This is a genomic window from Actinokineospora enzanensis DSM 44649, from assembly GCF_000374445.1.
GTDB lineage: Bacteria > Actinomycetota > Actinomycetes > Mycobacteriales > Pseudonocardiaceae > Actinokineospora > Actinokineospora enzanensis.
Map to the genome: position 1 here is coordinate 134,080 of NZ_KB894417.1, position 26,679 is coordinate 160,758.

Annotated in this window: 3 protein-coding genes and 1 pseudogene; all 4 read right to left on the reverse strand. The window is 71.6% G+C overall.

The window, feature by feature from the left end; all coding sequences use genetic code 11:
* Nucleotides 1-423: 423 nt before the first annotated feature.
* Nucleotides 424-9,921, reverse strand: coding sequence for a non-ribosomal peptide synthetase (locus C503_RS48555; RefSeq protein ID WP_018683817.1), 9,498 nt, complete (start codon nt 9,919-9,921; stop codon nt 424-426).
* The gene (locus C503_RS48560; protein WP_033400775.1) at nt 9,807-15,098 is read right to left on the reverse strand and encodes a condensation domain-containing protein; all 5,292 of its coding nucleotides are present in this window, start codon (nt 15,096-15,098) and stop codon (nt 9,807-9,809) included. The genes C503_RS48555 and C503_RS48560 overlap by 115 nt, the downstream gene beginning before the upstream one ends.
* Nucleotides 15,095-24,061 carry a non-ribosomal peptide synthetase gene (locus C503_RS39970; protein ID WP_051114871.1) on the reverse strand — a complete coding sequence of 2,989 codons (8,967 nt, stop codon included), beginning with the start codon at nt 24,059-24,061 and terminating at the stop codon, nt 15,095-15,097. The genes C503_RS48560 and C503_RS39970 overlap by 4 nt, the downstream gene beginning before the upstream one ends.
* Nucleotides 24,058-26,679, reverse strand: a pseudogene (locus C503_RS0119045) (amino acid adenylation domain-containing protein); the annotation flags it as partial. The gene C503_RS39970 and the pseudogene C503_RS0119045, both read right to left, overlap by 4 nt.

Below are 26,679 nucleotides of genomic sequence, written 5' to 3' on the forward strand. Positions count from 1 at the left end.
CCCCGCGGGCCTGCGGTCCACCGTGCCCGACGCCGATCTCGAACTCGGCCAGCTGGTCGTCCTGGACGCCGCGCCGGGCGCAGCCACGAATCTCGGAATGGCGCACGAACAGGTCGGGTCCACCCGCCGACGGGTGATGAACCCGAAACCCTTGCTGCCGCTGAACCACCTGATGGTTCCCCGCACCACCGGTGCGCTCCCGCGGCGAGACCGAGCGCCACCTGGCGGCGGCCTCATCCCCGTTCGACGCCACGTGGACGCAACGGCTCGCCGATCTGTCGGCCACCGAACGGTCGTGGCAGGACCAGTACACCGAATGGTCGCGCTCGGCAGCGGGGACGGCCGGTTCCCGCCGTCCAACCGCTGAGCCGCCCGGTCCGCCACGCGATGCCGGTCGCCGACGCGGAGCGGCGCGACCCGCGGTCACAGGTACTCGGTCAGCAACGACCCCAGCGTCGGCAGCACGCCGGGGGACAGGATCCGGGCGTGCCTGCATTCGATCTCGACCGCTGTCACGGCACCGGAGACGAGACCGCGCCAGTCGTCGGAGGCGGGTCGGTGGGTGGCCTCCTGGCCGGGTTCGGGAACGGTCGCGTCGACCACCAGGACATCGCCCGGGTAGGCCGGGTGCTCCGCCGTGGACAGCAGGCGTTGGCTGGTGAGGTAGCTCTCGACGACGGCGGCTATGGTCGCCTCCGGGAACTCCGCCATGATGTCGCCGCGGGCGCGAATGGTCTCGACGGCGGTGCGCGTGGTCAGGTTCGCGGGCAGCGGGTGGTCGAGGTCAGCGAGCAGGCCCGCGAGCGCTTCCTCGTGGTCTGCCGGGACCTCGTCGAGGTCGGCGTCGAACCGGCGGGAGTCCAGCAGGGCGACCAGGGCGACCTCGTGACCGCGGGCGCGCAGCTCGGTGGCCATCAGGTGGGCGACGTTGCCGCCGAAGGACCAGCCGACGAGGCGGTAGGGACCCGGGTGGATCCGGACGATCTCGTCGACGTAGCGACCCGCCAGGTCGGACAGCGTGGCGAAGTGGGCGTCGGGTTCGGTGAGCAGGGGGGATTGCAGGGCATAGAGCGGCACCTCGGTCGGGAGATGCGCCTTGAGCGGGGCGAACTGCCAGGCCAGGCCACTGGCCGGGTGGATGAAGAAGACCGGGGTGCCCGTGCCGGGGCGTAGTCGGATGACCGGGTCCAGCACGGTGTCCGCGGCCGCGCCGGACAGCAGTCCGGCGACACCCGCCGGGGTGGGGGCCGAGAACAGCGCCGTGATCGGGAGCGCGACGCCGTGGCCGGACTCGATCGCGGCGGCAAGGCGGACCAGGAGCAGTGAATGTCCGCCCAGGGCGAAGAAGTCGTCATCGACGCCGACGGTCGAGATGTCCAGGACCTCGGCGAACACCGCGCACAGTTCCCGTTCCGGGTCGGTGCGCGGTGGACGGCCGACGCCCGGCGCGGTGGCATCCGGGGCGGGCAGCGCGCGCCGGTCGACCTTTCCGTTGTCGGTCAACGGAAGCGCGTCCAGCACCACGAACGTGGCGGGCACCATGTAGTCGGGCAGGCGGGACGACGCGGACGCGCGCAGTGCCGCCCGGTCGATGACATGGCCGGGGGCGGGGACGACGTAGCCGACCAGGCGGGCCGCTCGGGCGACCACGACCGCGCGGCCGACACCCTCCACATCGGACAGTACGGCCTCGACCTCGCCGAGTTCGATGCGGAAGCCGCGGACCTTGACCTGATCGTCGGCACGTCCGAGGTAGGCCAGGTCGCCGGACGGCGTGCGGCGGACGAGGTCGCCGGTGCGGTACAGACGCCCCGGGCCGAACGGGTTGGCGACGAAGCGGGTCGCGGTCAGGCCGGGGCGGTGGTGGTAGCCGCGGACGACGCCCTCGCCCGCGAGGTGGAGCTCGCCGACGACGCCGGGCGGCACCAGGCCGAGATCGGCGTCGAGGACATAGGCCTGGGTGGCACGGATCGGGCGGCCGATCACCACGGTGTGGTCGGTGATCTCGGCGGCGGTCGACCACACCGTGGTCTCGGTGGGACCGTAGAGGTTCACGACGCGCCGCGCCCTCGCCGCCAGGGCGGCCGCCAACGCGGGTGGGAGGGCTTCGCCGCCGACCAGGACCGTGGTGTCGGACAGGGACGCGCCGGTGTCGAGCACGGCCTGCCAGAGTGACGGGGTGGCCTGGACGTAGTCGGTGAGCAGGCCCGCGAGCAGCCGCGGATCGAGCACCTCCGCCCGACTGGCGACGCGCACGGTGACGCCCCTGGTCAGCGGGACCAGCAGTTCCAGGACGGCGATGTCGAAGGACAGGGTGGTGACTGCGAGCAGCCGGTCCCCGGGGCCGAATCCGACGAGCCCGGACATCGCCTCGGCGAAGTTGGCCACCGCCGCGTGCGGGACGACGGCGCCCTTGGGGCGGCCGGTGGAACCGGAGGTGTAGATCACATAGGCGGGCGCGTCCGGATCGGCCGCCGACGGGGATGCCACCGGTGCCGGTCGTGGCTCGTCGAGCAGGATCGTGGGAGTGGTCCGGGGCAGGGCGGGCCGCAGGGCGGTGGTGGTGATCAGGAGGGTCGGCTCGGCGTCGGCGAGCATGTACGCCAATCGGTCCTCGGGGTATGCCGGGTCCAGCGGCAGGTATGCGGCGCCGGACCGGAGCGTCGCCAGAAGGGCCACGATCATGTCCGTCGACCTGGGCAGGGCCAGCGCGACGAGGTGTTCCGGGCCCGCGCCGTGCCGGGTGATCACGGCCGACAGGGTCGTCGCCCGGTCGAGCAGCTCGCGATAGGTGAGCGCGGTCTCGGCGGTCTCGACCGCGATCGCGTCCGGGGTGCGGAGGGCCTGGTCGGCGATCAGTTCCGGGACGGTGCGGGACATCCGGGACGCGCTCGGGAAGTCGAGCAGGGTTCGACGTTCCTCGGGGGACAGCAGATCGACGGTCGAGATGCGGGCGTCCGGGGCCGCCGCCACGGACCGCACGAGGCGGACGAGGCGGGTGGCGAGGCCCCGGGCCGTGGCGCGGTCGAAGAGGTCGTCGGCGTACTCGATCGTGCCGGTGACGCCGTCGGCGAGCTCGGTGAAGGTGAAGGTCAGGTCGAAGCGGGCGGTCGTGGTCTCGGGCTCGGCCTGGCCGATCGCGTCGAGGCCGGGCAGGCCGAGGTCGCGGTCGTCGGCGTCGTGGAAGACGACCATGGTCTGGAACAGGGGGTGGCGGCCGGTCGAGCGGGCCGGGTTGAGGATCTCCACGAGACGTTCGAACGGCATGTCCTGGTGCGCGTAGGCGGCGAGGTCCGTGTCCCGGACGCGGCGCACCAGGTCGGCGAAAGTGGGATTCCCGGAAACATCCGTGCGCAGGACGAGGGTGTTGAGGAAGAAGCCGACGAGGTCGTCCAACGCCTCGTCGGTGCGGCCCGCGATCGGCGAGCCGAGCGGGATGTCGGTGCCCGCGCCGAGCCGGGACAGCAACGCGGCCACGGCGGCCTGCGCGGTCATGAACAGCGTGGCACCGGCGGATCGCGCGATCGTGCGCAGGGCGCGCAACGTGTCGCCGTCCAGGTCGAAGCGGACTTCGCCGCCCCGGTAGGTCGCGACGGGCGGGCGAGGCCGGTCGGCGGGAAGGGGCAGTTCCTCGGGCATCCCGGCCAGTTGCGAACGCCAGTAGGCGACCTGGCGCGCGGTGGGGCTGTCCGGGTCCTCCTCGACACCGAGGGTTTCCCGTTGCCACAACGTATAGTCCGCGTACTGCACCGGCAACGGCGCCCAGTCCGGGCGCACGCCGTCCCGCCGGGCGGTGTAGGCACGACCGAGGTCACCCAGGAGTGGGGCGGTCGACCACTCGTCCGCGGCGATGTGGTGCACCAGCAGCACGATCACCGATTCCCCGGCCGGGTTCCGGAACAACCAGGCACGGACCGGGATCTCGGTCGACAGGTCGAAGGCGTGGTTCTCGGCCGCGTGGACCATCTCGTCGTCGGCCTCGTCCACGACCGTGAACGGGACGTCCGCAGCGCTCAGGACCCGCTGGAACGGGACGCCGTCGTGGTCCGGGAAGACCGTGCGCAGGCTCTCGTGCCGGGCCACGACGTCGTTCAGCGCGAGCCGGAGCGCGGTGGCGTCGACAGGTCCGGAAACCCTGGTGGTCAACGGGATGTTGTAGGTGGCGCTCGGGCCTTCCATCCGGAACAGGAACCACAACCGCTGTTGCGCGAACGACAACGGCAGCCGTTCCGGCCGTTGCACCGGGACGAGCGCGGGACGCGGGACACGGTCACCCGTCAGGCGCGCCGCGATCCCGGCCGCGGTGGGTGCCTCGAACACGTCCCGGATCGTCGGCTCGACGCCCAGGATCGTGCGGACGCGGCTGACCAGCTTGGTGGCCAGCAGCGAATGGCCGCCCAGCGCGAAGAAGTCGTTGTCCGGGCCGACGGAGTCCAGGCCGAGCAGGTCCGCGATGATGCCCGCGACCAGCTCCTCGCGCGGGTTCCGCGGCGCCCGCCGCTCCCCCGACTCCAGCACGGGTTCCGGCAGCGCCTTCCGGTCCACCTTCCCGTTCGGGGTGATCGGCAGCGCGTCGAGTTCCACAAACGCGGACGGGACCATGTAGTCCGGCAGCGTGTTCCGGGACCAGGACTCCAGGTCCGACATGGCGGCGCCGACTACATGGGCGGCGAGGTAGGCGCTGCCCGCCGGGGTGTGCCGGACGGTGACGACCGCGGCCCGCACGCCCGGGTGGGCCAGCAGCGCGGCCTCGACCTCCTCCAGCTCCAGCCGCATGCCACGGATCTTGACCTGGTTGTCGGCGCGGCCGACGAAGTCCAGCGTGCCGTCGCCTGCCCAGCGCACGAGGTCACCCGTGCGATAGAGCCTGCCGTTCCCGAACGGGTTCGCGACGAACCGCGCGGCCGTCAGATCCGGCCGGTTCACGTAACCGCGGCCGAGCAGGTGACCGGCCACGTACAGCTCGCCCGCCACGCCCGGCGGGACCGGGTTGAGGGCGTCGTCGAGCACGTAGAGCCGCGTGTTGGGGTTGGGACGGCCGATGGACGTCGCGATCCGTTCCGCCCTGTCCCGGTAGACGATGTGGGACACGCCGATGGTGGTCTCGGCGGGCCCGTACCCGTGGTACATCGTGGTGTCGAGCGTGTCCCGGAACCGGTCGAACAGCTCCGGCGTGAGCACCTCGCCGCCGCACCACACGTGCCGCAGGCCGCGCAGGGACTCCGTGCCGTGGGCCAGTTCCAGCAGGGCGTCGAGCATGGACGAGGGCAGGTAGACGAAGGTGACGTGCTCACGGTCGATGAGGTCGAGCAGGTAGCGCGGGTCGCGTTCGCCGCCCGGTTCCGCGATCACCACCCGACCGCCGGTGACCAGCGGCAGCAGGATCTCGTTGACCGAGATGTCGAACGACAGCGGCGCCTTGAACAGCGACGCGTCGCCCCGGCCGAAGCCGAGCAGGCCGCGCTGCCACACCAGCCGGGCCGCGATGGCCTCGTGGCGGATCATCGCGCCCTTCGGGGTGCCGGTGGACCCGGACGTGAACATGACGTAGGCGAGCTGCGCGCCCTCGGCCGGGCTGAGCGGCACCGACCGGGTGCGGGTCCACCGGTCGAGGTCGATCGCCACGGTCGCGTCCGATTCCGGGACGCCGCCGGGACCGGTGACGGTCAGGATCGCGCCGGAGTCCCGCAGGACCGTGCCCCGGCGGGCGAGCGGCCAGGTGGGATCGAGCGGGACGAACGCGCCGCCCGCGCGCAGGATCGCCAGCAACGCGATGACCATCTCGGCGCCGCGCGGCAGGCCGATGGCGACCACGCGTTCCGCGCGCACCCCGCGTTCGCGGAGTGCGTACGCGAGTTGGCCGACCCGGGCGTCGAGTTCGCGGTAGGTCAGCCGGGTCTCCCCCGCGACCAGCGCGATCTCGTCCGGGTGGGCCGCGAACGACTCCGCCAGCAGGCCGGGCAGCGTGTGGGTGGCGATCGGTTCGTCCGTGTCGTTCCACTCGCGCAGCACGCGGTCCCGTTCGGCGTCGTCGAGCAGGTCGATCCGGCGGACCGGCTGCTCGGGCGTGGCCGCCACGGTCGTGAGCAGGCGGACGAGCCGGTCGGCGAGGTCGCGGACGGTCGAGCGGTCGAACAGGTCGGTGGCGTACTCGATCGAGCCGACCATGCCCGCCGGGGTGTCGGCGAACCCGAACGACAGGTCGAACTTGGCCGTGGTCGCCGCGACGTCCTGGGCGGCGGTCTCGGTGCCGGGCAGGCCGAGGTCGTCGGTGTCCGCGGGCGTGTGCGTGACCATGACGTGGAACAGCGGGTGCCGGGACAGGGACCGGGCCGGGTTGAGGATCTCCACCAGCCGCTCGAACGGCACGTCCTGGTGCGCGTACGCGGCCAGGTCCGCCTCGCGCACGCGGCGCAGCAGGTCGGTGAAGGACGGGTCGCCGGAGAGGTCCGTGCGCAGCACGAGGGTGTTGACGAAGAAGCCGACCAGCCGGTCCAGGGCCTCGTCGGTGCGGCCCGCGACCGGGGTGCCCAGGGGGATGTCGGTACCCGCGCCCAGCCGGGACAACAACGCTGCGACGGCGGCCTGGACGAGCATGAACATGGTCACGCCGGTGTCCCGGGCGAGATCACGCAGGGCGGCCACGACCGTCGGGTCCACCTGGAACCGGACGTCGCCGCCCCGGTAGGAGGCCGCGGCGGGGCGGGGGCGGTCGAGCGGGAGGGTGATCTCCTCGGGGGCATCGGCGAGGGTGTCCCGCCAGAACGCGACCTGCCGGGAGATGACGCTGTCCGGGTCGTTCTCGGAGCCGAGAAGGTCACGCTGCCAGAGCGTGTAGTCGCCGTAGTGGACGGGAAGCGGGTTCCAGCCGGGGCTCGTTCCCGCGCGTCGGGCGGCATAGGCGGTGGCGAGGTCGCCGAGGAGCGGGGCGGTGGACCATTCGTCGGCGGCGATGTGGTGGACCAACAGGACGATCACCGACTCGTCGGGACCGGAGTGGAACAGCCAGGAACGGACCGGGATCTCCGTGGCGAGGTCGAAGGCGTACTCGGTGGCCGCCTCGACATCCGACCCGACCCGGTTGGTCGTCGCCTCCACCAGTGGGACTTCCGCGTCGGGGTGGACGTGCTGGAACGGGACACCGTCGTGGTCCGGGAAGACCGTGCGCAGACTCTCGTGCCGGGCGACGACGTCGTTCAACGCCAGTTGCAGGGCCGGGACATCGACGGCGCCGGTGAGACGGGCGACGAACGGGATGTTGTTGGTGGCGCTCGGGCCTTCCATCCGGAACAGGAACCACAACCGCTGTTGCGCGAACGACAACGGCAGCCGTTCCGGTCGTTCCGCCGGGAGCAACGCGGGACGGGTCGCGCCCGCGGTGAGCCGGGCGGCGATGGCCGTGACCGTGCGCGCGGCGAACACGTCCCGGATCGCCAGCTCGACGCCCAGCGTGGCGCGCACGCGGGAGGCGAGGCGGGTGGCGAGCAGCGAGTGGCCGCCGATGCCGAAGAAGTCGTCGTCCGGGCCGACCTCGGGCAGGTCCAGGACCTCGGCGAACAGCGCGGCGACGATCTCCTCGGCCGGGGTGCTGGCCCGGCCACGGCCCGCCGCGAAGTCCGGTTCGGGCAGTGCCGCGCGGTCGATCTTGCCGCTGGTCCGGGTCGGGAACTCGGCGAGCACGACGACGGCGGCGGGCACGAGGTGCTCGGGCAGCCGCAGCCGGGCGCGGATCTCCCGCGGGTCGGGGTCGTGGCCCGCGGCCGGGATGACGTAGGCGAGCAGGCGTTCGGCGCGGGCGATCACGGTCGCCTGGGCGATCGCGGGATCGGCGGTGAGCGCGGCCTCGATCTCGCCGGGTTCGACGCGGAAGCCGCGGACCTTGATCTGGTCGTCGCCGCGCCCGAGGAACTCCAGGGCGCCGCCCGGGGTCCGGCGCACGAGATCGCCGGTCCGGTAGAGGCGGCCCGCGCCGAACGGGTCGGCGACGAACCGTTCCGCGGTGCGGGCAGGTTGGCCGAGGTAGCCGCGGGCGAGGCCGGGACCGGCCAGGTAAAGCTCGCCGGGCGTGCCGACGGGGACCGGGCCGAGCGTGCGGTTGAGCACGTGCGCGGTGGTGTTGGCAATCGGGGCGCCGATGACCGGCTCCGTGCCCTCGATCCGCGCGACCACCGCGTCCACCGTGGACTCTGTGGGACCGTAGAAGTTGTACGCGGTCTGGCGGGCGGCGGCCAGGCGCGTCCACAGTGCGGTGCCGACGGCCTCGCCGCCGGTGCCGATGACGGCGACGCCGGTGTCCAGCAGGCCTTCCTCGACCAGCCTGGTCAGCAGCGCGGGGGCGGCGTCGAGGTGGTCGATGCGGTGCGCGCGGACGTGGTCGACGAGGGCACGCGGGTCGGTGGTGAGGTCCGGGGTGGCGATGTGCAGCTCGTGCCCGGCGCACAGCCAGAGCAGACCGTCCACGGAGGCGTCGAAGGAGAACGAGGCGGCGTTGAGCACGCGGCTCCGGCGCGTGGACATGTGCTGGGCGCGGTGCGCGGCGAACAGGTTCAGGACGCCGGCGTGCTCGACGACCACGCCCTTGGGGCGTCCGGTGGAACCGGAGGTGTACAGGACATAGGCGGCCCCGAGCGTGCGGGCATCCACCGCCTCGGCCGAGGGCACCGCTCGGTCGTGGAGATCGTCGGACGCCATGGCCTCATCGACCCGCTCGTCCACGATCAGGTCCACCGGGTCGGCCGCGTCGGCCAGGCTCCCCGGCATCGCCTCCGGCTCGACGAGCAGGTCCCGGCCGTGGACGCCACTCGATCCGGTGACGCGCGCCGCGCCGTGTGCCGACTCCTTCCTTTCCCCATCCCCCGCCCAGTCCCAGGGGGGCGTCCCCGGAGCCATTCTACCGGGGGTGGGGTGCGGATCGGGGGTTGTGGATCTTGCCTGTGGATAACTCGTGTCGCTGAGCCGGGTGAGGATTTGTGGGGTGGGGGCGAAGAGGTGGGCGTGGTCGGGGGTGGTGAGGACGAGCGTGGGGTCGGCGTCGGCGAGGGTGTGGGCCAGGCGGTCGGCGGGGTGCGTGGGGTCGAGGACCAGGTAGGCGGTGCCCGCCCGCCAGGTGGCGAGGATGGCGGTCACGACGGCGGCGGCGGCCGGGAGGGCGATGCCGACGATGTCGCCGGGGCGGACGCCGTGGTCGCGCAGGAGGGCGGCGAGGGCGGCCGAGTGGGTGTCGAGGTCGGCGAACGTGAGCGTGGCGTCCGGGCCGACGACGGCGGTCGCGGTCGGGGTGGCGGCGGCCTGGCGGGTGAAGACCTCGACGATCGACGACTCGGCGATCGCGAGGGCGGGACCGTTCGGGTCGACGTCGTCGGCCAGGTCGACAGCGCGGACGGGGGTCGTCGGGGCGTCGGCGAGGGTGTCGAGGACGTGCACGAGGCTGTCGGCGAGGGTGGCGACGGTGCGGCGGTCGAGGACGTCGGGGCGGAACTCCAGCGACAGTTCGAGCCGATCGCCCTGTTCGGCGGTGAGGGTCAGCGGGTAGTCGGTGGCATCGGTACCGGACACGCCGGTGACGCGCAGGCCGGAGGCGGTCTCGGCGGCGCCGAGCGCGGCGGTGTCGACAGGGTAGCTCTCGAAGACCGTCAACGTGTCGAACAGGTCTGACAGGCCGGTCGCGCGCTGGATGTCGGCGAGGCCGACGTGCTGGTGGTCCAGCAGCGCGGACTGCTCGGTCTGGAGCCGCCGTAGCGCGGCGGCCAGGGTCTCAGCCGGGTCGAGGCGCACGCGGACCGGCAGCGTGTTGATGAACAGGCCGATCATCGACTCGACACCGGGCAGGTCGGCCGGGCGGCCGGAGACGGTGGCGCCGAAGACGACGTCCTCGCGACCGAGGTGGCGGGCGAGGGTGAGGCCCCAGGCGAACTGGACCACGGTGTTGACGGTGACGCCCAGTCCCGCGCGGTGTCACCGAGCCGGGCCGACAGGGCGCGGGTGAGGTCGACGTCCACCTGCTCGGGCCGCACGGCGGTCGTCCTGGTGCCCGGCTCGGCCACGAGCGTCGGCTCCTCGAAACCGTGCAGAGCGGTCGCCCAAGCCTTGCGGGCGACTTCCGTGTCCTGTGTGGACAGCCAGGCGAGGTAGCTGGAGTACGGGCGGGGTCGGGGCAGGTCGGTGCCCGCGTAGAGCTGGAAGAGTTCCTGGCCGAGCAGCGGGGTGGACCAGCCGTCGAGCAGCAGGTGGTGGTTGGTGATCACCAGGTGACGGTCGACGAGGGCGAACCGGATGAGGGGCGCGGCTGTCGGGTCGAACCTCGTGCCGCGGTCGCGGGCGAGGAAGGTGTCCAGGTCCGCGTTTTCCTGCCAGGGCGCGCGGACCTTGTCGACGACGTACTGCGCGGGGCTGCCGGACGGGCGCTCATGAAAACAGACCCGCAGCGCGGGATGCCGTTCGAGGAGCGCGTCGGCGGCCGCGCGGAGGCGGGCGGGGTCGATGTCGCCGTCGAGACGCAGGACGGTCTGGACGGTGTAGACGTCCTCGTCTGCGGTGTCCAGATTGGACAGGAAGAGGAGACCCTCCTGGAGCGGCGAGAGCGGCCAGACGTCGGCGATGTCCGGGGTGAGGGCGTCGACCTCGGGCTGGTCGAGGGTGACCAGGGGGAAGTCGGAGGGGGTGCGGCCGCCGGTGGCGATGGTGAGCTCGGTGAGTGCGGCGAACCAGTGTTGTTCGGCGGCGCGGATCTCGTCGTGGGTGAAGACGCCGTCGGGCCAGGTCCAGTCGAGGACAAGGGTGCCGCCGACGGCGGTGATGTCGATCTGCAGGGCGTGGTCGAGCGGCATCGCGGGGTCGGCGCCGCCGCTGATGCCCGCCTCGGCCGGTGCCCAGGGGCCTGCTTCGGCCTCGCTGAAGCGACCGAGGTAGTTGACCAGGATCTGCGGGCGTCGGGTGAGGCGGGGGGCGGTGTCGGGGTTGAGGTGGCGTAGGAGACCGAAACCGACGCCGGTGCCCGGGGTGGCGCGAAGAGTTTCCTTGACGCGCTTGAGGGTCACGCCCGGGTTCCGTGGGTCGATGCCGGTGAGACGGACCGGGTAGAGGCTGGTGAACCACCCGATGGTGCGGTGCAGGTCGGCGCCGGGGACGACGGTTTCGTCGCGGCCGTGACCCTCACGGTCGATGAGCAGTTCGGTGCGATCCTTCCACCGGGCGACGGCCACGGCCAAGCCTGCGAGAAGCACGTCGTCGATCTCGGCGTGGAACCTGGCGGGGGTGGTGGTGAGGAGTGCTTCGGCGTGCGGGAGTTCGCCTCGGTGGGTGTTGGCGGTGGCGAGGGTGTCGGTGCCGGGGTCGAGGTCGCGGATGCCGAGGGTGGGGTCGGGGGCTTCGAGCACGTTGAGCCAGTGGTCCAGCTCGGTGGTGTCGGTGGCGGCGGTGACCAGGCCCTGGGCCCAGCGGCGGAACGAGGTGCCGACCGGGGCCAGGTCGTGCCCCTGGCAGGCGGCGATGAGGTCGGGAAGGAGGACACGCCAGGAGACACCGTCGATGGCCAGATGGTGCACGACGATCGCGAGCCGCCCCGAATCCGTTCGGGTCTCCGAGGCACCAAACGCTTCCGCCCCAAGCGAAATCGCCGAACCCGCGTCTGCCCATCCCCCGCCGCTCCCTGGGGGGCGTCCCCGAGCCATTCTATCGGCACTGGGGGTCTGGGAAGAGGGGGTCAAGGGGGCTGTGGATGAAATCGGGGGTTGTGGATGAGTGGGGGTGCCGGTCAGGGCGTCGGTGGCGGAAGCGAGAGCCGAGATTCCCTCGTGTGGGGGACGCCAGAGGAGGCGGATCAGGGGGCCGGTGGTCGGGGTGAGGGCGTCCAGGGTGGCGTCGATGTCGAGGGTGGGGACGGTGGTGAGGACGTCCGAAGCGGACAGGGCGGTGGCGACGTCCAGACCGTCGGGGGTGAGGTGGGCGCGGAGGATGTCGTGGTGGTCCAGGAGTTTCTGGACGGCCGCGCGGAGGATGGCCTCGGTGAGGTCGGGGGGAGTCGTGAGGACCTGGATCTGGGTGTAGCGGCTGATGGGGGCGCCGCTGTCCAGCAGGTCGCGCATGATCGGGGTGAACGGGACGAGGCCGGTGCCCGTGTCCGCCACGGCCGGGGCGGTTTCGGGGACGGCGATCGCGGCCAGGGCGGCGACGGTGCGTTGTTCGAAGACGTCGCGCGGGGACAGGTGGAGGCCTGCGGCGCGGGCGCGGCTGACCAGTTGGATCGAGACGATGCTGTCACCGCCGAGGGCGAAGAAGTCATCGTCGACGCCGACGGTCGACAGCGCCAGGACCTGGGCCACGAGGTCGCGGAGCAGGGTCTCGATGGGGGTTCGGGGAGCACGACCGGATGACGTCGTGAAGTCCGGGGCGGGGAGCGCGGCGCGGTCGATCTTGCCGTTGGGCAGGGTCGGGAACACGTCCAGGACGACCACGGCGGCCGGGACCATGTGCTCCGGCAACAACGATGCCGCGTGGGCGCGAACGGTGTCGGAGTCCGAACCCGTGACGTAGGCGATCAATCTGGAGTCGCGGACGATCACCACGGCGGGGGCGATCTCCGACAACACGGCCTCGATCTCGCCGAGTTCCACCCGGAACCCACGAACCTTCACCTGGTCATCGGAACGACCCAGGAACACCATGGAACCGGCCGCGTTCCACCGCACCAGGTCACCCGTGCGATATAGGCGACCGGCGCCGAACGGGTTGGCGATGAATCGTTCGGCGGTCGGAGACGGGCGGTTGAGATATCCGCGCGCAACACCGGGACCGCCTACGTACAACTCTCCCACCACACCCGTCGGAACCACGGAAAGCGCGGAATCCAGGACGTAGGCGAGGGAATTCGCGATCGGCCTGCCGATGACCACGTCGTCGCCGGTGATCGGTGCGACGATGGCGTCCACTGTGAACTCGGTGGGGCCGTAGAAGTTGAACGCCTCCACGTTCGCGGCGGCCAAGCGTTTCCACAGGTTGGCGCCGACAGCCTCGCCACCGGTGCCGATCACGGTGACGCCGGAGTCGAGCAGGCCGTCGTCGACGAGCTGGGTGAGCAGTGACGGGGCCGCGTCGACATAGGCGATGTCGTTGTCACGCACGTATTCCACGAAGGCGTGCGAGTCGCGCATGAGGTCGGCGGGAGCGATGTGGGTGGGGTGGCCGGAAAGCAGCCACAGCAAAGGATCCACCGAGGCGTCGAAAGAGAATGATGCCGCGTGCAGGACCGATCCCGGGCGCATCACCGAAGAACGGTGCGAGGCGAGCAGGTTCACCAGACCGGTATGTTCCACGACGACACCCTTGGGGCGGCCAGTGGATCCGGACGTGAAAATCACGTACGCCGCGTCGCCCAAGGGAACCGGCGTGAACGGGGCGGACATGTCATCGGAGATCGAGGACAGCACCACGACCGGTCGGGCGTCGTCCAGCATGAGTCGGATTCGGTCGGCGGGGTAGGCCGGGTCGACGGGGAGATATACGCCGCCCGCTTTCCAGATCGCGAGAATGGCGACGATCGCGTCATTCGTGCGGGGAAGTCGGGACGCCACAAGCGATTCGCGCGTGACGCCTTGCGTGGTCAGCCAACCGGCGAGGCGGTCCGAGCGGAGGTCGAGTTCGGCGAAGGTCAACGCGGACGTCTCGTCCACCAGGGCGACCGCGTTCGGCGTGGCGGCGACGGACGCGGCGAACACGTCCAGTACCGACGGCTCGGCCACGTCCACGATCGGGCCGCGTGTGGCTGCGAGCACCGCTCCACGCTCCACATCGGACATCAGGTCCAGGACCCGCACGGGTGCCTGGGGCGTGTCGACGAAGGCCGTCAACGCGCGGACCAGCCTGTCCGCCAACCGGGTGGTCGCCGCCGTGTCGATGACGTCCGGCCGGTGGTCGATCCACACGGTGAGCCCGTCGGCCGCCTCGGCGGTGAGGGTCAGCGGGTAGTTGGTGTCGTCGGTGCCCTGGGCGCCGAGCACGCGCAGGCCCGCGTCGCGTTCGGCCTTGCCCAGGGCCTCGGTGTCGACGGGGTAGCTCTCGAAGACGGCGATGGTGTCGAACAGCTCGGCCAGGCCGGTGTGCCGCTGGACGCGGGACAGGCCGACGTACTGGTGGTCCATCACCCTGGCCTGCTCGCCCTGCACGCGAACCAGCAGGTCCGCGACGGTGTCGCGCGGGTCGAGGCGGATCCGCACCGGCGTGGTGTTGATGAACAGGCCGATCATCGACTCGACGCCCGGCAGGTCGGCGGGACGGCCGGACACCGTCGCGCCGAAGACCACGTCGTCGCGGCCCAGATGGCGGGCGAGCACGAGTCCCCAGGCGGTCTGCAACAGCGTGTTCACGGTGACGCGCAGTTCACGCGCCAGATCCGCGAGGCGCATGGAGAGATCACCCGTGATGGCGACGTGCACACGTTCGGTGAGCGAGCCGGAGTTGGACGCCCCGGGCGGTCCGACCAGTGTCGGTTCGGTCACGCCGGACAGCGCATCCGCCCAGACCCGCTCCCCCAGCTCGTGGTCCTGTTTGGACAGCCAGACCAGGTAGTCCCGGAACGGCCGGACACGACGCAGACCGGACGTGTCGCCGCGCGCGCCGTAGATCTCGAACAGCTCGCCGAGCAGGAGGGGCGTGGACCAGCCGTCGAGGAGGATGTGGTGGTTGGTGACCAGCAGCCGGTAGCGGTCGTCGGCGACGCGCCCGATCAGGAACCGGACCAGCGGCGGGGTGGCGAGGTCGAACCGGGTGGCACGGTCCCGTTCCACGATCGCGTCCCACTCCGTCCCGGCATCGGCCGAGGCGCGCAGGTCGACCTCCGTCCACGGAAGCGCGACCCGGGCCGGGACGAGCTGCACCGGCCGATCGGCGTCCTCGGTCGAGAAGCACGCGCGCAGGTTGGCGTGCCTGCGCAGCAGCGCGGTCGCCGACTCGCGCATCAGCTCGGTGTCCAGCTCGCCCTCGACGTCCAGCACCGTCTGCACGGTATAGATGTCCACTTCGGACTCGTCGTAGCCCGCGAGGAACAGCAGTCCCTCCTGCAGCGGCGAGAGCGGCCAGATGTCCTGTAGACCCGCGCGGCTCACGGGATCCTCCATTTCGCCTCGAAGCGGTCGATCTGCGCCTGGGCGAGACCGGGAACGAGCAGGTCGGACGGGGTCAGCCCACCGGCACCGGACTCGGCGCCGTGTTCGGCGACCGCGCGCAACGCGCCCGCCACGCACACCGCGAGGTCGCGCACGTCCCGTTCGGTGAACAGCGCGTCCGGGAAAGTCCAGTCGATCCGGAACCCGGGCCCGGCGACCGTGGTGACATCGACCTGCAACGCGTGGTCGACAGGCATGTCCGCCTCCGCGCCGCCACCGATCGTCACGCCACCCTCGAACCGTCCCAGGTAGTTGAACAACACCTGCCGACGTCCGGCGAGTGCGGGAGCGGTATCGGGATTGAGGTACCGCAACAGACCGAAACCGGTGCCCTCTCCCGGAACAGCCCGCAACTGCTCCTTTACCCGCTTCACGGCCGTGCCCGCCTCGGGCCCACCGGCGAGCGCGTCACCGAGATCGATACCCGCGATGTCCAGGCGCACGGGGTGGATACCGGTGAACCAACCGACGGTCCGGTGCAGGTCGGCACCGGGCACGGCGTCCTCGTCGCGACCGTGCGACTCCAGGTCGACGGTGATCGAGGTGCGGTCGACACCCCGGTAGCGCTTCGACCAGCGGGCCAGGCCGAGGACGAGGCCGGTGAGGAGGATGTCGTCGACCTCGGCGTGGAACAGGTCGGGAACGTCACCGAGAAGGGGTTCGGCGACGTCGGCGGGGACCGTCGTGGTGACGCGCTTGAGGCTCGCGAGCGTGTCGACGGGAGTGAGGGGGCGGTCGCCGAGCGGCGGCTCATCGGGGTCGACGGTGGCCGTCCAGTGCGGAAGCTCGGCGAGGCGCTCGGGTGAGCGAGCGGCCTCGGCGAGTCCTCGGGCCCAGCGACGGAACGAGGTGCCGACCGGGGCCAGGTCGTGCCCCTGGCAGGCGGCGAGGAGGTCTGGAACGAGGATCCGCCAGGAGACCCCGTCGACGACGAGGTGGTGGGCGACGATGACGAGATACCCCGCGCCATCGGGACGCACCGCTCCCGCGGAACCCGAATCCTCTTCGAATTCCGCCGAACCTGCCTCAGTCCATCCCCCGCCGCTCCCCGGGGGGCGTTCCCGAGCCAGTCTATCAGTACCAGGGGTCGGGGAAGAGGGGGTCAGTGGGGCTGTGGATGGATTCGGGGGTTGTGGATAAGTGGGGGTGCTGGTCAGGGCGGCGGCGGGAGAAGCGGCGGCGGAAGTTCCGTCTTGTGGGGGATGTGTGATGTGGGCGATGCGGAGCATCGGGCCGGTGTACGGGTCGAGGGTGTCCAGGAGTGCGTCGACGGTGGTGAAGGTCGGGGCCAGGATCGACTCGGCGCGGATCGTGTTGGGGGGTGGGACTTCCAGGCCGGTGGGGGTCAGGTGGGCGCGGAGGAGGTCATGGGTGTCGAGGAGGGTTTGGATGGCCGCCAGGAGGCGGGTGCCGGTCAGGCCGTCGGGAGCCGGGATGACCTGGGTTTGGGCGTAGCGGTTGATGGGGGCGCCGCTGTCCAGCAGGTCGCGCATGATCGGGGTGAAGGGGACGACGCCGATGGCGGCGGTCGCGTCTTCCACGGTCGGCTTGTCGGACTGGGCGATCAGGGACAGGGCGGCGACGGTGCGTTGTTCGAAGACGTCGCGCGGGGAGAAGCGCAGGCCCTCGGTGCGGGCGCGGCTGACCAGTTGGATGGAGACGATGCTGTCGCCGCCGAGGGCGAAGAAGTCATCGTCGACGCCGACGGTCGGGAGGCCCAGGACGGCCGCGAAGAGAGGTAGCAATACCTGCTCAGTGGGGGTTGTCGCGGCGCGGTTTGAGACCAGGGTGGAGAAGTCGGGGGCGGGGAGTCCGGCGCGGTCGATCTTGCCGTTGGGCAGGGTCGGGAACTCGTCCAGGACGATCACGGCGGCCGGGACCATGTGGTCCGGCAGCATGGCCGCCGCGTGGGTCCGGATGGTGTCCGGGTCGGAACCCACGACGTAGGCGATCAGGCGGGAGTCGCGGACGACCACCACGGCGGGGGCGATCTCCGACAACACGGCCTCGATCTCGCCGGGTTCCACCCGGAACCCACGGACCTTCACCTGGTCGTCGGAACGGCCCAGGAACTCCATGGAACCGGCCGTGTTCCACCGCACCAGGTCGCCCGTCCGGTACAGGCGGCCGGGACCGAAGGGGTTCGCGATGAAACGGGCGGCGGTGAGGGCGGGCTCGTGCAGGTAGCCGCGGGCGACGCCGGGGCCGCCGACGTGGAGTTCGCCGACCACGCCGGTGGGCACCGGCGTCAACGCGGTGTCCAGGACGTGCACGGTCGAGTTGGCGATCGGGCGACCGATGACGACGTCGTCGCCGGTCACGGGGGCCACCAGGGCATCCACTGTGGACTCGGTGGGGCCGTAGAAGTTGAACGCCGCGACGTCGGCCGCGGCGAGGCGTTGCCACAGGGCCCTGCCGACGGCCTCGCCGCCGGTGCCGATCACGGTGACGCCGGTGTCGAGGAGGCCGTCGTCGAGGAGCTGGGTCAGCAGGGACGGGGCCGCGTCGACGTAGGCGATGTGGTGGGTGCGCGCGTAGTCGACGAGCGCCGACGGGTCGCCCGCGCCGATGACGTGGGTCTCGTGGCCCGCGAAGAGCCACAGCAGCGGGTCGAGCGAGGCGTCGAAGGAGAACGACGCGGCGTGTAGGACCGGGCCGGGGCGCATCACCGACGAGCGGTGCGCGGCGAGGAGGTTGACCAGGCCGGAGTGTTCGACGACGACGCCCTTGGGGCGGCCGGTCGAGCCGGACGTGAAGATCACATACGCCGCGCCGCCGACCGGACCGGGCACGAAGGGGTGGTCCGGTAGGTCGTCCAGCCGCACCGCGTCGGGGTGGCCGATCGCCTCGATGGTCAGGGTCACGGTGGGACGGGCCTGGGACAGCATGAAACTCAGGCGGTCCGCGGGATAGTCGGGATCGAGGACCAGGTACGCCGCGCCCGCCTTCCACACGCCGACGATCGCGGCGATGAGACCGGCGGACGGGGGCAGGGCGAGGGCCACCACGTCGCCGGGACGGACGTTCCGGGACACCAGCAGTCCCGCGATCCGGTCGGACTTCGCGGCCAGCTCGCCGTAGGTGAGCGTCTCGTCGGGGCCGACGACCGCACGGGCCAAGGGATCCTGGGCGGCCAGGACGTCGAGCACCGTGTCGGCACCGACCTCGATGACGGGACCTGTCCCGGCCGCGCGCAGGAAGTCCCGTTCCGTTCCGGACATCAGGTCGAGATCCCGCACACGGGTGTCCGGTGCCGCGAAGGCGGACAAGGCCCGAACGAAACGGTCCGCCCAGACCTGGGCCTGGTCGAGCGGGACGAGGTCCGCGCGGATGTCGAGCCAGGCGGCCAGGCCGTTGCCGACGGTCAGGGTGATCGGGTAGTTGGTCGCGTCGGTGCCGGTGACCGCGTCGACCCGGAACCCGGCGGCGGTCTCGGCGCGGTCGAGGGCACCGGTGTCGATCGGGAAGCTCTCGAAGACGGTCAGGGTGTCGAACAGCTCTCCGACGCCGAGGGCGCGCTGGATGTCGGCGAGGCCGTGGTGCTGGTGGTCGAGCACGGCGGCCTGTTCCGCCTGGACCCGGGACAGCAGGTCGCCGACCGGTTCCGCGGGGTCCAACCGGACGCGGACGGGCAGGGTGTTGATGAACAGGCCGATCATCGACTCGACGCCAGGGACCTCGGGCGGCCTGCCGGACACGGTGGCGCCGAACACGACGTCGTCGCGGCCCAGGCCGCGGGCCAGCGCGAGGCCCCACGCGGTCTGCACGAGGGTGTTCAGCGTGACGCCGCGTTCGCGAGCGACGGCAGCGAGCCCGTCGGGGAGGGTGATGTCGACGCGGGTGGGCAGGGTGCTGCCCCGGGAGGCGCCCGCCGGGGCGACCAGGGTCGGCCCGGTTACGCCCGCAAGCGCTTGCGACCACGCCTCGGCCGAGCTGTCCCGTGTGGACAGCCAGGCGAGGAAGTCCCGGTAGGGGCGGGCGGGTGGCAACGGAGTGCCGGTGTAGAGCTCGAAGAGTTCGCGGACGAGCAGCGGGGTCGACCAGCCGTCCAGCAGCACGTGGTGGAAGGTGATCAGCAGCCGGTGCCGCTCCGTCTCCAGCCTGCCGACCAGGAACCGGATCAGTGGCGCGGCGGTCACGTCGAACCGGGACTCCCGGTCCTCGGTGACGAACCGGTCCCAGACATCCTCGGTGACGTCGACTTCCAGCCAGGACAGCGGAACGTCGTCGGCGACGACCAGGACCGGGTCGCCGGAGGCCAGGCTGTCGAGCGTGACGCGCAGCGTGTCGTGGCGGCGCAGCAACGCGGCGGCGGCGTTCCGCAACCGGGCGGTGTCGACCGGGCCGTTCAGCTCGCAGGCGAACTGGACGGTGTAGACGTCGGTGCCGGTGTCGTCGAAACGGGACAGGAACGCGATGCCCTGTTGCAACGCGGTCGGTGTCCACACATCCGCCAGCCGGGGGTGCACCTCGACCAGGGAATCCACATCGGACTGACCCAGCGCGGCCAGCGGGAAGTCGGACGGGGTGAAGCCGCCCGCGCCGGTGGCGACGTGCCGGTCGAGGGCGTGCAGGGCGGCGACCCAGTGGGTGGCGAGGTCGCGCACCTCGGTGTCGGTGAACAACGCGGCGGGCCAGGCGAAGGTCGCCGAGAGCACGCCGTCGGCGGTGACCGCGTTGACGTCGAGCGCGTGCCCGACCGGCAGGTCTGCGTCGGCGTCGCCTGCCAGCGCGCCCGCCTCCGGGGCGCCCGACCAGGGCTCGCCGGTCGTGCCGGAGGTTCCGAAACGTCCCAGGTAGTTGAACAGGATCTCGGGCGTGCCTGCGGGCAACCTGTCCCGCAACCAACCGAAACCGATCCCGTCTCCCGGGACCGCGCGCAATGTCTCCTTGACCCGCTTGAGCGCCTCCCCCGCCGCCGGGCCACCCGCGAGGGCCTCGGCGATGTCGATGCCTGCCAGGTCGAGGTGCACCGGGTAGAGCGTGGTGAACCAGCCGACCGTGCGGGCGAGGTCGGATCCCGGGACGGCGTCCTCTTCGCGGCCGTGTCCTTCCAGGTCGAAGATCTGCGCGTTCGTTCCGCGAACCCGCGCGACCGCCAGGGCGAGCGCGGTGAGCAGGACGTCGTCGATACCGGCGTGGTAGGCGGCCGGGACGGCACCCAGCAGGCGGGTCGTGGTCTCCTCCTCGACCGAGACCCGGACAGTACGGACAGTCGCGACGGTGTCCCGGGACGGAACAACAACCCGTTCCGGGACACCGTCGCGTTCCGGAACACCACCCTGTTCCGGAAGAATGTTGTGTTGCGGGATTCCTGCCAGCGTTGCGCGCCAGTGGTCCAGCTCGGCACTGCGGTCCTGACCGGACAATGCGAGCGCCCAGTCCCGGAAGGATGTTCCGACCGGGGTGAGCGGGGTTCCGGACACGGCGGCGGCGAGGTCCGGCACGATCACGCGCCAGGACACGCCGTCCACGATTAGGTGGTGCGCCACGATCAGCAGTCGGTCGGGCGCGAACAAGACGACCCGCAGCATCTCGCCCGCCGTCGGGTCGAGTTCCGCATAGGCGCGGTCGGCGTCGGCGGTGATGTCGGTGCCGACGCGGACCAGCGCGTCGGCACGGACGGAGCCGACCGGCCGCACGTCCAGCACGTCCCCGGCCAAGCGGGCCCGTAGCACGTGATGGATGTCCACAAGGGACTGGACGGCCGCGACCAGTCGGTCTCGGGTCAATCCGGTCGGGACGACGAGCAATCGGGCCTGCGACACCCGATTGAACGGACCGCCGCGGCCGAGAAGCTCGCGCATGATCGGGGTCAACGGCACCGGTCCGGAGCCCTGGGACGGCGCGAGGGCGACCGGTTCGGCGGCGACCTCGGCGATCCGGGCGACCGTGCGCCGCTCGAAGACGTCACGCGGGGAGAACCGGAGACCTTCGGCGCGGGCGCGGCCGACCAGCTGGATGGAGACGATGCTGTCGCCGCCCAGGGTGAAGAAGTCGTCATCGAGACCGACCGACGGCACGCCCAGGACCTCGGCGAACACCGTCGCCAGGGTGCGTTCGGCTGCGGTCTCGGGTTCGCGGGTCGTGGCCAGTACGGCGAAGTCCGGCGCGGGCAGGGCGGCCCGGTCGACCTTTCCGTTGACGGTCAACGGGATCCGGTCCAGCACCACGATCGCGGCGGGGACCATGTGCTCGGGCAGATCCCGTCCGGCCCAGTCCCGCAACGCGGCGCTGTCGACGGTCGCGCCTGCGGCCGGGACGACATAGCCGACCAATCGGGTGGCTCCGTCGGTGCGAATCAGCGCGACCGCGTGCGCGACGGACGGATGTGCGCCAAGCGTTGCCTCGATCTCGCCGAGTTCCATGCGGAAGCCGCGCAGCTTGACCTGACCGTCGGCGCGCCCGAAGTACTCCAGGGTGCCGTCCGCGCGCCACCGGGCGAGGTCACCGGTCCGGTAGAGGCGACCGCGCCCGAACGGGTCGGCCACGAACCGGGTCGAGGTGAGCGCGGCCCGGTGCAGGTACCCGTCGGCCAGGCCGGCCCCCGCCACGTAAAGCTCGCCGACGACGCCCGGCGCGGCCAGGCCGAGACCGGTGTCCAGCACGTAGGCGCGCAGGTCCGGGATGGGAACGCCGATGTCGGGCGTGCCCTCGGCGGCGGCCGCGCGGGTCAGCGGCAGGTAGGTGACGTGGACCGTCGTCTCGGTGATCCCGTACATGTTGACCAGGCGAGGCGCGTCCTCGGCGTGCCGGGTGTACCAGCCCGCGAGCTTGCGGGGTTCCAGCGCCTCGCCGCCGAAGATCACGTACCGGAGTGCCAGGTCGGCGCCGCCCCGGGCCTCGTCGGCGGCGTCGAGCTGGTGGAACGCGGACGGGGTCTGGTTGAGGACGGTCACGCGCTCGCGGACCAGCAGGTCGAGGAACGCCTCCGGGCTGCGGCTGGTCGCGTGGTCGACCACGACGAGCGTGCCGCCGCGCAGCAGGGCGCCCCACAGCTCCCAGACGGAGAAGTCGAACGCGTAGGAGTGGAACAGCGTCCACACGTCGTCGGAACCGAAACGGAACCAGTGGTCGGTCGCGGTCAGCAGCCGGTCGACGTTGCGGTGCGGGACCAGGACGCCCTTGGGGGTTCCAGTGGACCCGGACGTATAGATCACGTATGCCGGGTGGTCCGGGGTGATCTCCGGGGCCATGCCGTTGCCTGTGTCGGTGGGCCGCACCTGGGGGACATGCTCACTCAGCTCCCGATCGGTGATCAGCAGCGTGGGTGCGGCATCGGCCAGCATGAGATCGAGGCGGGCGCGCGGGTAGTCGGGATCGAGCGGGAGATAGGCGGAACCCGCGCGCAACAGGGCGAGAACGGCGATGACCAGGTCCGCGCTCCGGGGCAGGGCGATCGCGACGATGCCGCCGGGCGTCGCGCCGCGTTCGATCAACGCTCCGGCCAGGGCTGCGGCGCGCGCGTCGAGTTCCGCGTAGGTGAGGCGGGTGTCGCCTGCCACGAGCGCGAGGGCGTCCGGGGTGCGGGCGACCTGGTCGGCGAAGCGCGCGGGAATGGTGGCGGGTGGGTTGTCCCGGTGTTCCGTCTGGTTCCAGGTGTGGACCAGGTTGTCCCGCTCGTCCCGGGACAGGCCGTCGATGCGACCGACCGTCGGGTTGTCCACCATTGCACCGAGGATGCGCACCAGACGGTCGGCCAACGCGGTCGGATCAACCAGGCCCGGACGGTACTTCACCGCCAGATCCGGTCCGGTCGCCACGAGCGTGGCCGGGTAGTGCGTGGCGTCCCGGGTCTGTCCGGCGCGCACCCGCAGGCCGGAGGCGGACTCGGCGCGGTCGAGGGCCTCGGTGTCGACGAAGTAGCTCTCGAAGACGGTCAGGGTGTCGAACAGCTCGCCGATGCCCGCCGCGCGCTGGATGTCGGCGAGACCGAGGTACTGGTGGTCCATCACCCTGGCCTGCTCGGCCTGCACCCTGGTCAGCAGGGCGGCGACCGTCTCCGCCGGGTCGAGTCGGACCCGCACGGGGACGGTGTTGATGAACAGCCCGATCATCGACTCCACGCCGGTCAGTTCCGGCGGGCGCCCGGACACCGTCGCCCCGAAGGTGACATCGGTGCGGCCCAGGGTGCGGGCGAGGAGCAACGCCCAGGCGGTCTGCACGACGGTGTTCGCGGTGACGCCGTGCGCGCGGGCCAGGTCGGCCAGGCGCGCGGCGAGGCCGTCCGGCAGCGGGATGGGCTGCTGCGCGGCGGAGCCGGACGGGTCGGCGCCGGGGGCGAGCAATGTCGGTTCTTCGACTCCGAGCAATGCTTCGGCCCAGGCAGCACGAGCGGCGTCGGTGTCGCGGGTGCGGAGCCAGCCCAGGTAGTCCCTGTAGGGGCGGACGACAGGCAGCGCGGAGGCGTCACCGTCGGCGGTGTAGAGCTGGAACAGTTCACGGGCCAGCAGCGGGTTGGACCAGCCGTCGAGCAGGATGTGGTGATAGGTGATCAGCAGCCGGTGCCGCTCCGGGCCGAGCCTGGCCAGCAGCACTCGGAGCAAGGGCGCCTGTGACAGGTCGAACCTGTCCGAGCGGTCTGCCGCGATTGCAGTGTCCCAAGTGGACTCATCGGCATCCAGCTCATGCCAGGGCAGTTCGACCTGGCGCGGCACCGGTGCGACGACCTCGCCGTTCTTGCGCCGACGGAAGCAGGCACGCAGGTTCGCGTGCCGGTCGAGCAACGCCTGGGCCGCCCGTCGCAACCGTCCGGCGTCGAGCGGGCCGTCCAGGTCGAGGACGAACTGCACGAGGTACGGGTCGTCCGGCCCCACGTCGTCGTACTCGCTGTGGAACAGCAGGCCCCGCTGAAGGGGTGAGAGGGGCAGGACGTCTTCCAGTCCGGTCTTGCGCGCGTTCACTTGTTCCACTCCGACTCGAACTCGTCCAACTCGTCCTGCGACAGGTCACTGAAGGTCAGATCCGACGGCGTGTACCCACCGACGCCGCCGTCCGCGTGCCGGGCCAGACCGCGCAGCGCGGCGAACCACGCCTCGGCCAGCGCCCGCACGTCCGCCTCGTCCGCCGTCTCGCCGCCCCATGCCCAGGTCGCGGTCAGCGCGCCGTCGAGGGTGATGGCGTTGACCTGGATGGCGTGCGAGATCGGCATACCCGGGTCGACGTGGCCGCCCAGGCCCGCCGCCTCGGGAGCGGCGGACCACGGGCCGGTCTCGGTGGCGCCGCCGAACCGGCCCAGGTAGTTGACCAGGATCTCGCGGCGTGGCAGGTCCGGGGCGAGGATGCCGTGGCCGATGCCGTTGTCCGGGATCGCGCGCAGGTGTTCCTTGACCCGTTTCACCGCCACGCCCGCGTCCGGGCCGCCGCGCAGGGCGTCGTCGATGTCGATGCCGGTGACGTCGAGGCGGACCGGGTAGACGGTGGTGAACCAGCCGACCGTGCGGGACAGGTCCGCTCCCGGGACGGCCGACTCCTCCCGGCCGTGTCCCTCGATGTCGACCACTCGGGCCCGGTTGCCGCGCGTGGCGAGGGCCAAGGCGAAACCGGTGAGGAGAATGTCGTTGACGGTGGCATGGAACAGGTCCGGGACGGTCGTCAACAGTGGGACGGTTTCCTCGGGAGTGAGGGACAGGCGCAACTCCCTGCCCGTGGCCACGATGTCCCGGCCGGTGAGGGGCCTGCGGGTAAGGGCCGTGGGGTCGCAGTCGGCGAGCGCGGTCCAGTAGTCCCGTTCGGCCGCGCGGTCGGCTTCGGCGAGGGAATGGGACCAGCGGCGGAACGAGGTGCCGACGGGATCGGGAGTTCCACCCGCGTAGGCCTTGGCGAGGTCGGGTTCCAGCACGCGCCAGGAGACGCCGTCGACCACGAGGTGGTGGGCGACGAGCAGGATCCGGTCCAGCCGCGCGAACCAGACGACGTGCAGCATCCGTCCCGCGCGCGGGTCCAGTTCCGCCGCGTACCGGCCGAGTTCCACTTCCGTTGCGTCGTCCCGGACGACCGAGGCGTGGGCGGTCGGCTGGATGTCGAGCCCGTCGTCGGTGAGGCGGGCACGAAGGACGTGGTGCGTGGCGAGGAGGGTGTCGACGGCCCGGGTGAGGCGGTCGAGGTCCAGGTCGGCGGGGGCGCGCAGGAGGCGGGCCTGGGAGAAGCTGTCCAGCGGGCCGCCCCGGGTGATCAGGTCGCGCATGATCGGGGTGAACGGGGTCGGGCCGATGCCCTCGCCCTCGGCCTCCGTGGTCGCCTGGTCGGTCTCGGCGACCAGCGCGAGTCCCGTGACGGTCCGGCGTTCGAACACGTCCCGGGGCGAGAAGCGGATCCCGTGCGCGCGGGCCCGGCCGACGAGCTGGATGGAGACGATGCTGTCGCCGCCGAGCGCGAAGAAGTCGTCGTCCACGCCCACGGTCGGCAGGCCGAGCACGGCGGCGGTGAGGTCGACGAGGGTCTGTTCCAGTTCCGTCCCGGCTTCCCGGTCGCCGACGAGCGCATGGAAGTCGGGAGCGGGGAGGGCCTTGCGGTCGGTCTTGCCGCTCGGGGTGAGCGGGATGCGGTCGAGGGTGACGAAGGTGGCCGGGACCATGTGCTCGGGCAGGGTCTCGGCGAGGTCGTCGCGGAGGTTGTCGTGAAGATCGTCGTGGTGGCCGACGAGGTAGCCGACCAGCCGGTCATCGACGATCGCGGCGACGGCGTGGGTGACGCCGTCGAGGGCGGACATCGCGGCCTCGATCTCACCCAGCTCGATCCGGAAGCCACGCAGCTTGACCTGGTGGTCGACGCGGCCGACGTAGTCGAGGGCACCGTCGTGGGTCCAGCGGGCGAGGTCGCCGGTGCGATAGAGGCGGCCGTTGCCGAACGGGTTGGCCACGAAACGCTCGGCGGTCATGGCTGGGCGGTTGAGGTAGCCGTGGGCGAGCTGGGGGCCTGCCAGGTAGAGCTCGCCGGGGATGCCGGGCGGGGTGGGGCGGAGGTAGGCGTCGAGGACGTAGGTCTGGGTGTTCCAGACGGGACGGCCGATGGTGACTTCGTCGTGGACCTGGGTCGCGGTGACGTCGACAGACGCTTCGGTGGGACCGTAGAGGTTGTGCAGCTCGGCGGACGAGATGGAACGGAACTCGGCGGCCAGGTCGGCCGGGAGGGCTTCACCGGAGCAGAGCACGCGGCGGAGTGCGGTGATCTGTCGTGCGGCGGGCTCGGCGACGAAGGCGCGGAGCATGGAAGGTACGAAGTGGACAGTGGTGACCCGGTGCCGGTCGATGACGTCGGCCAGGTAGGCGGCGTCGCGGTGGCCGCCGGGGCGGGCGAGGACGAGGGTGGCGCCCGTGATGAGCGGCCAGAAGAACTCCCAGACGGAGACGTCGAAACTGGCGGGGGTCTTCTGGAGGACGCGTTCGCCCGGGGTGAGGCGGTATTCGTCCTGCATCCAGAGGAGCCGGTTCACGATCCCGGACTGCGGGACGACGACTCCCTTGGGGCGCCCGGTCGAACCGGATGTGTAGATCACATACGCGGGAAGGTCGACGTTGGC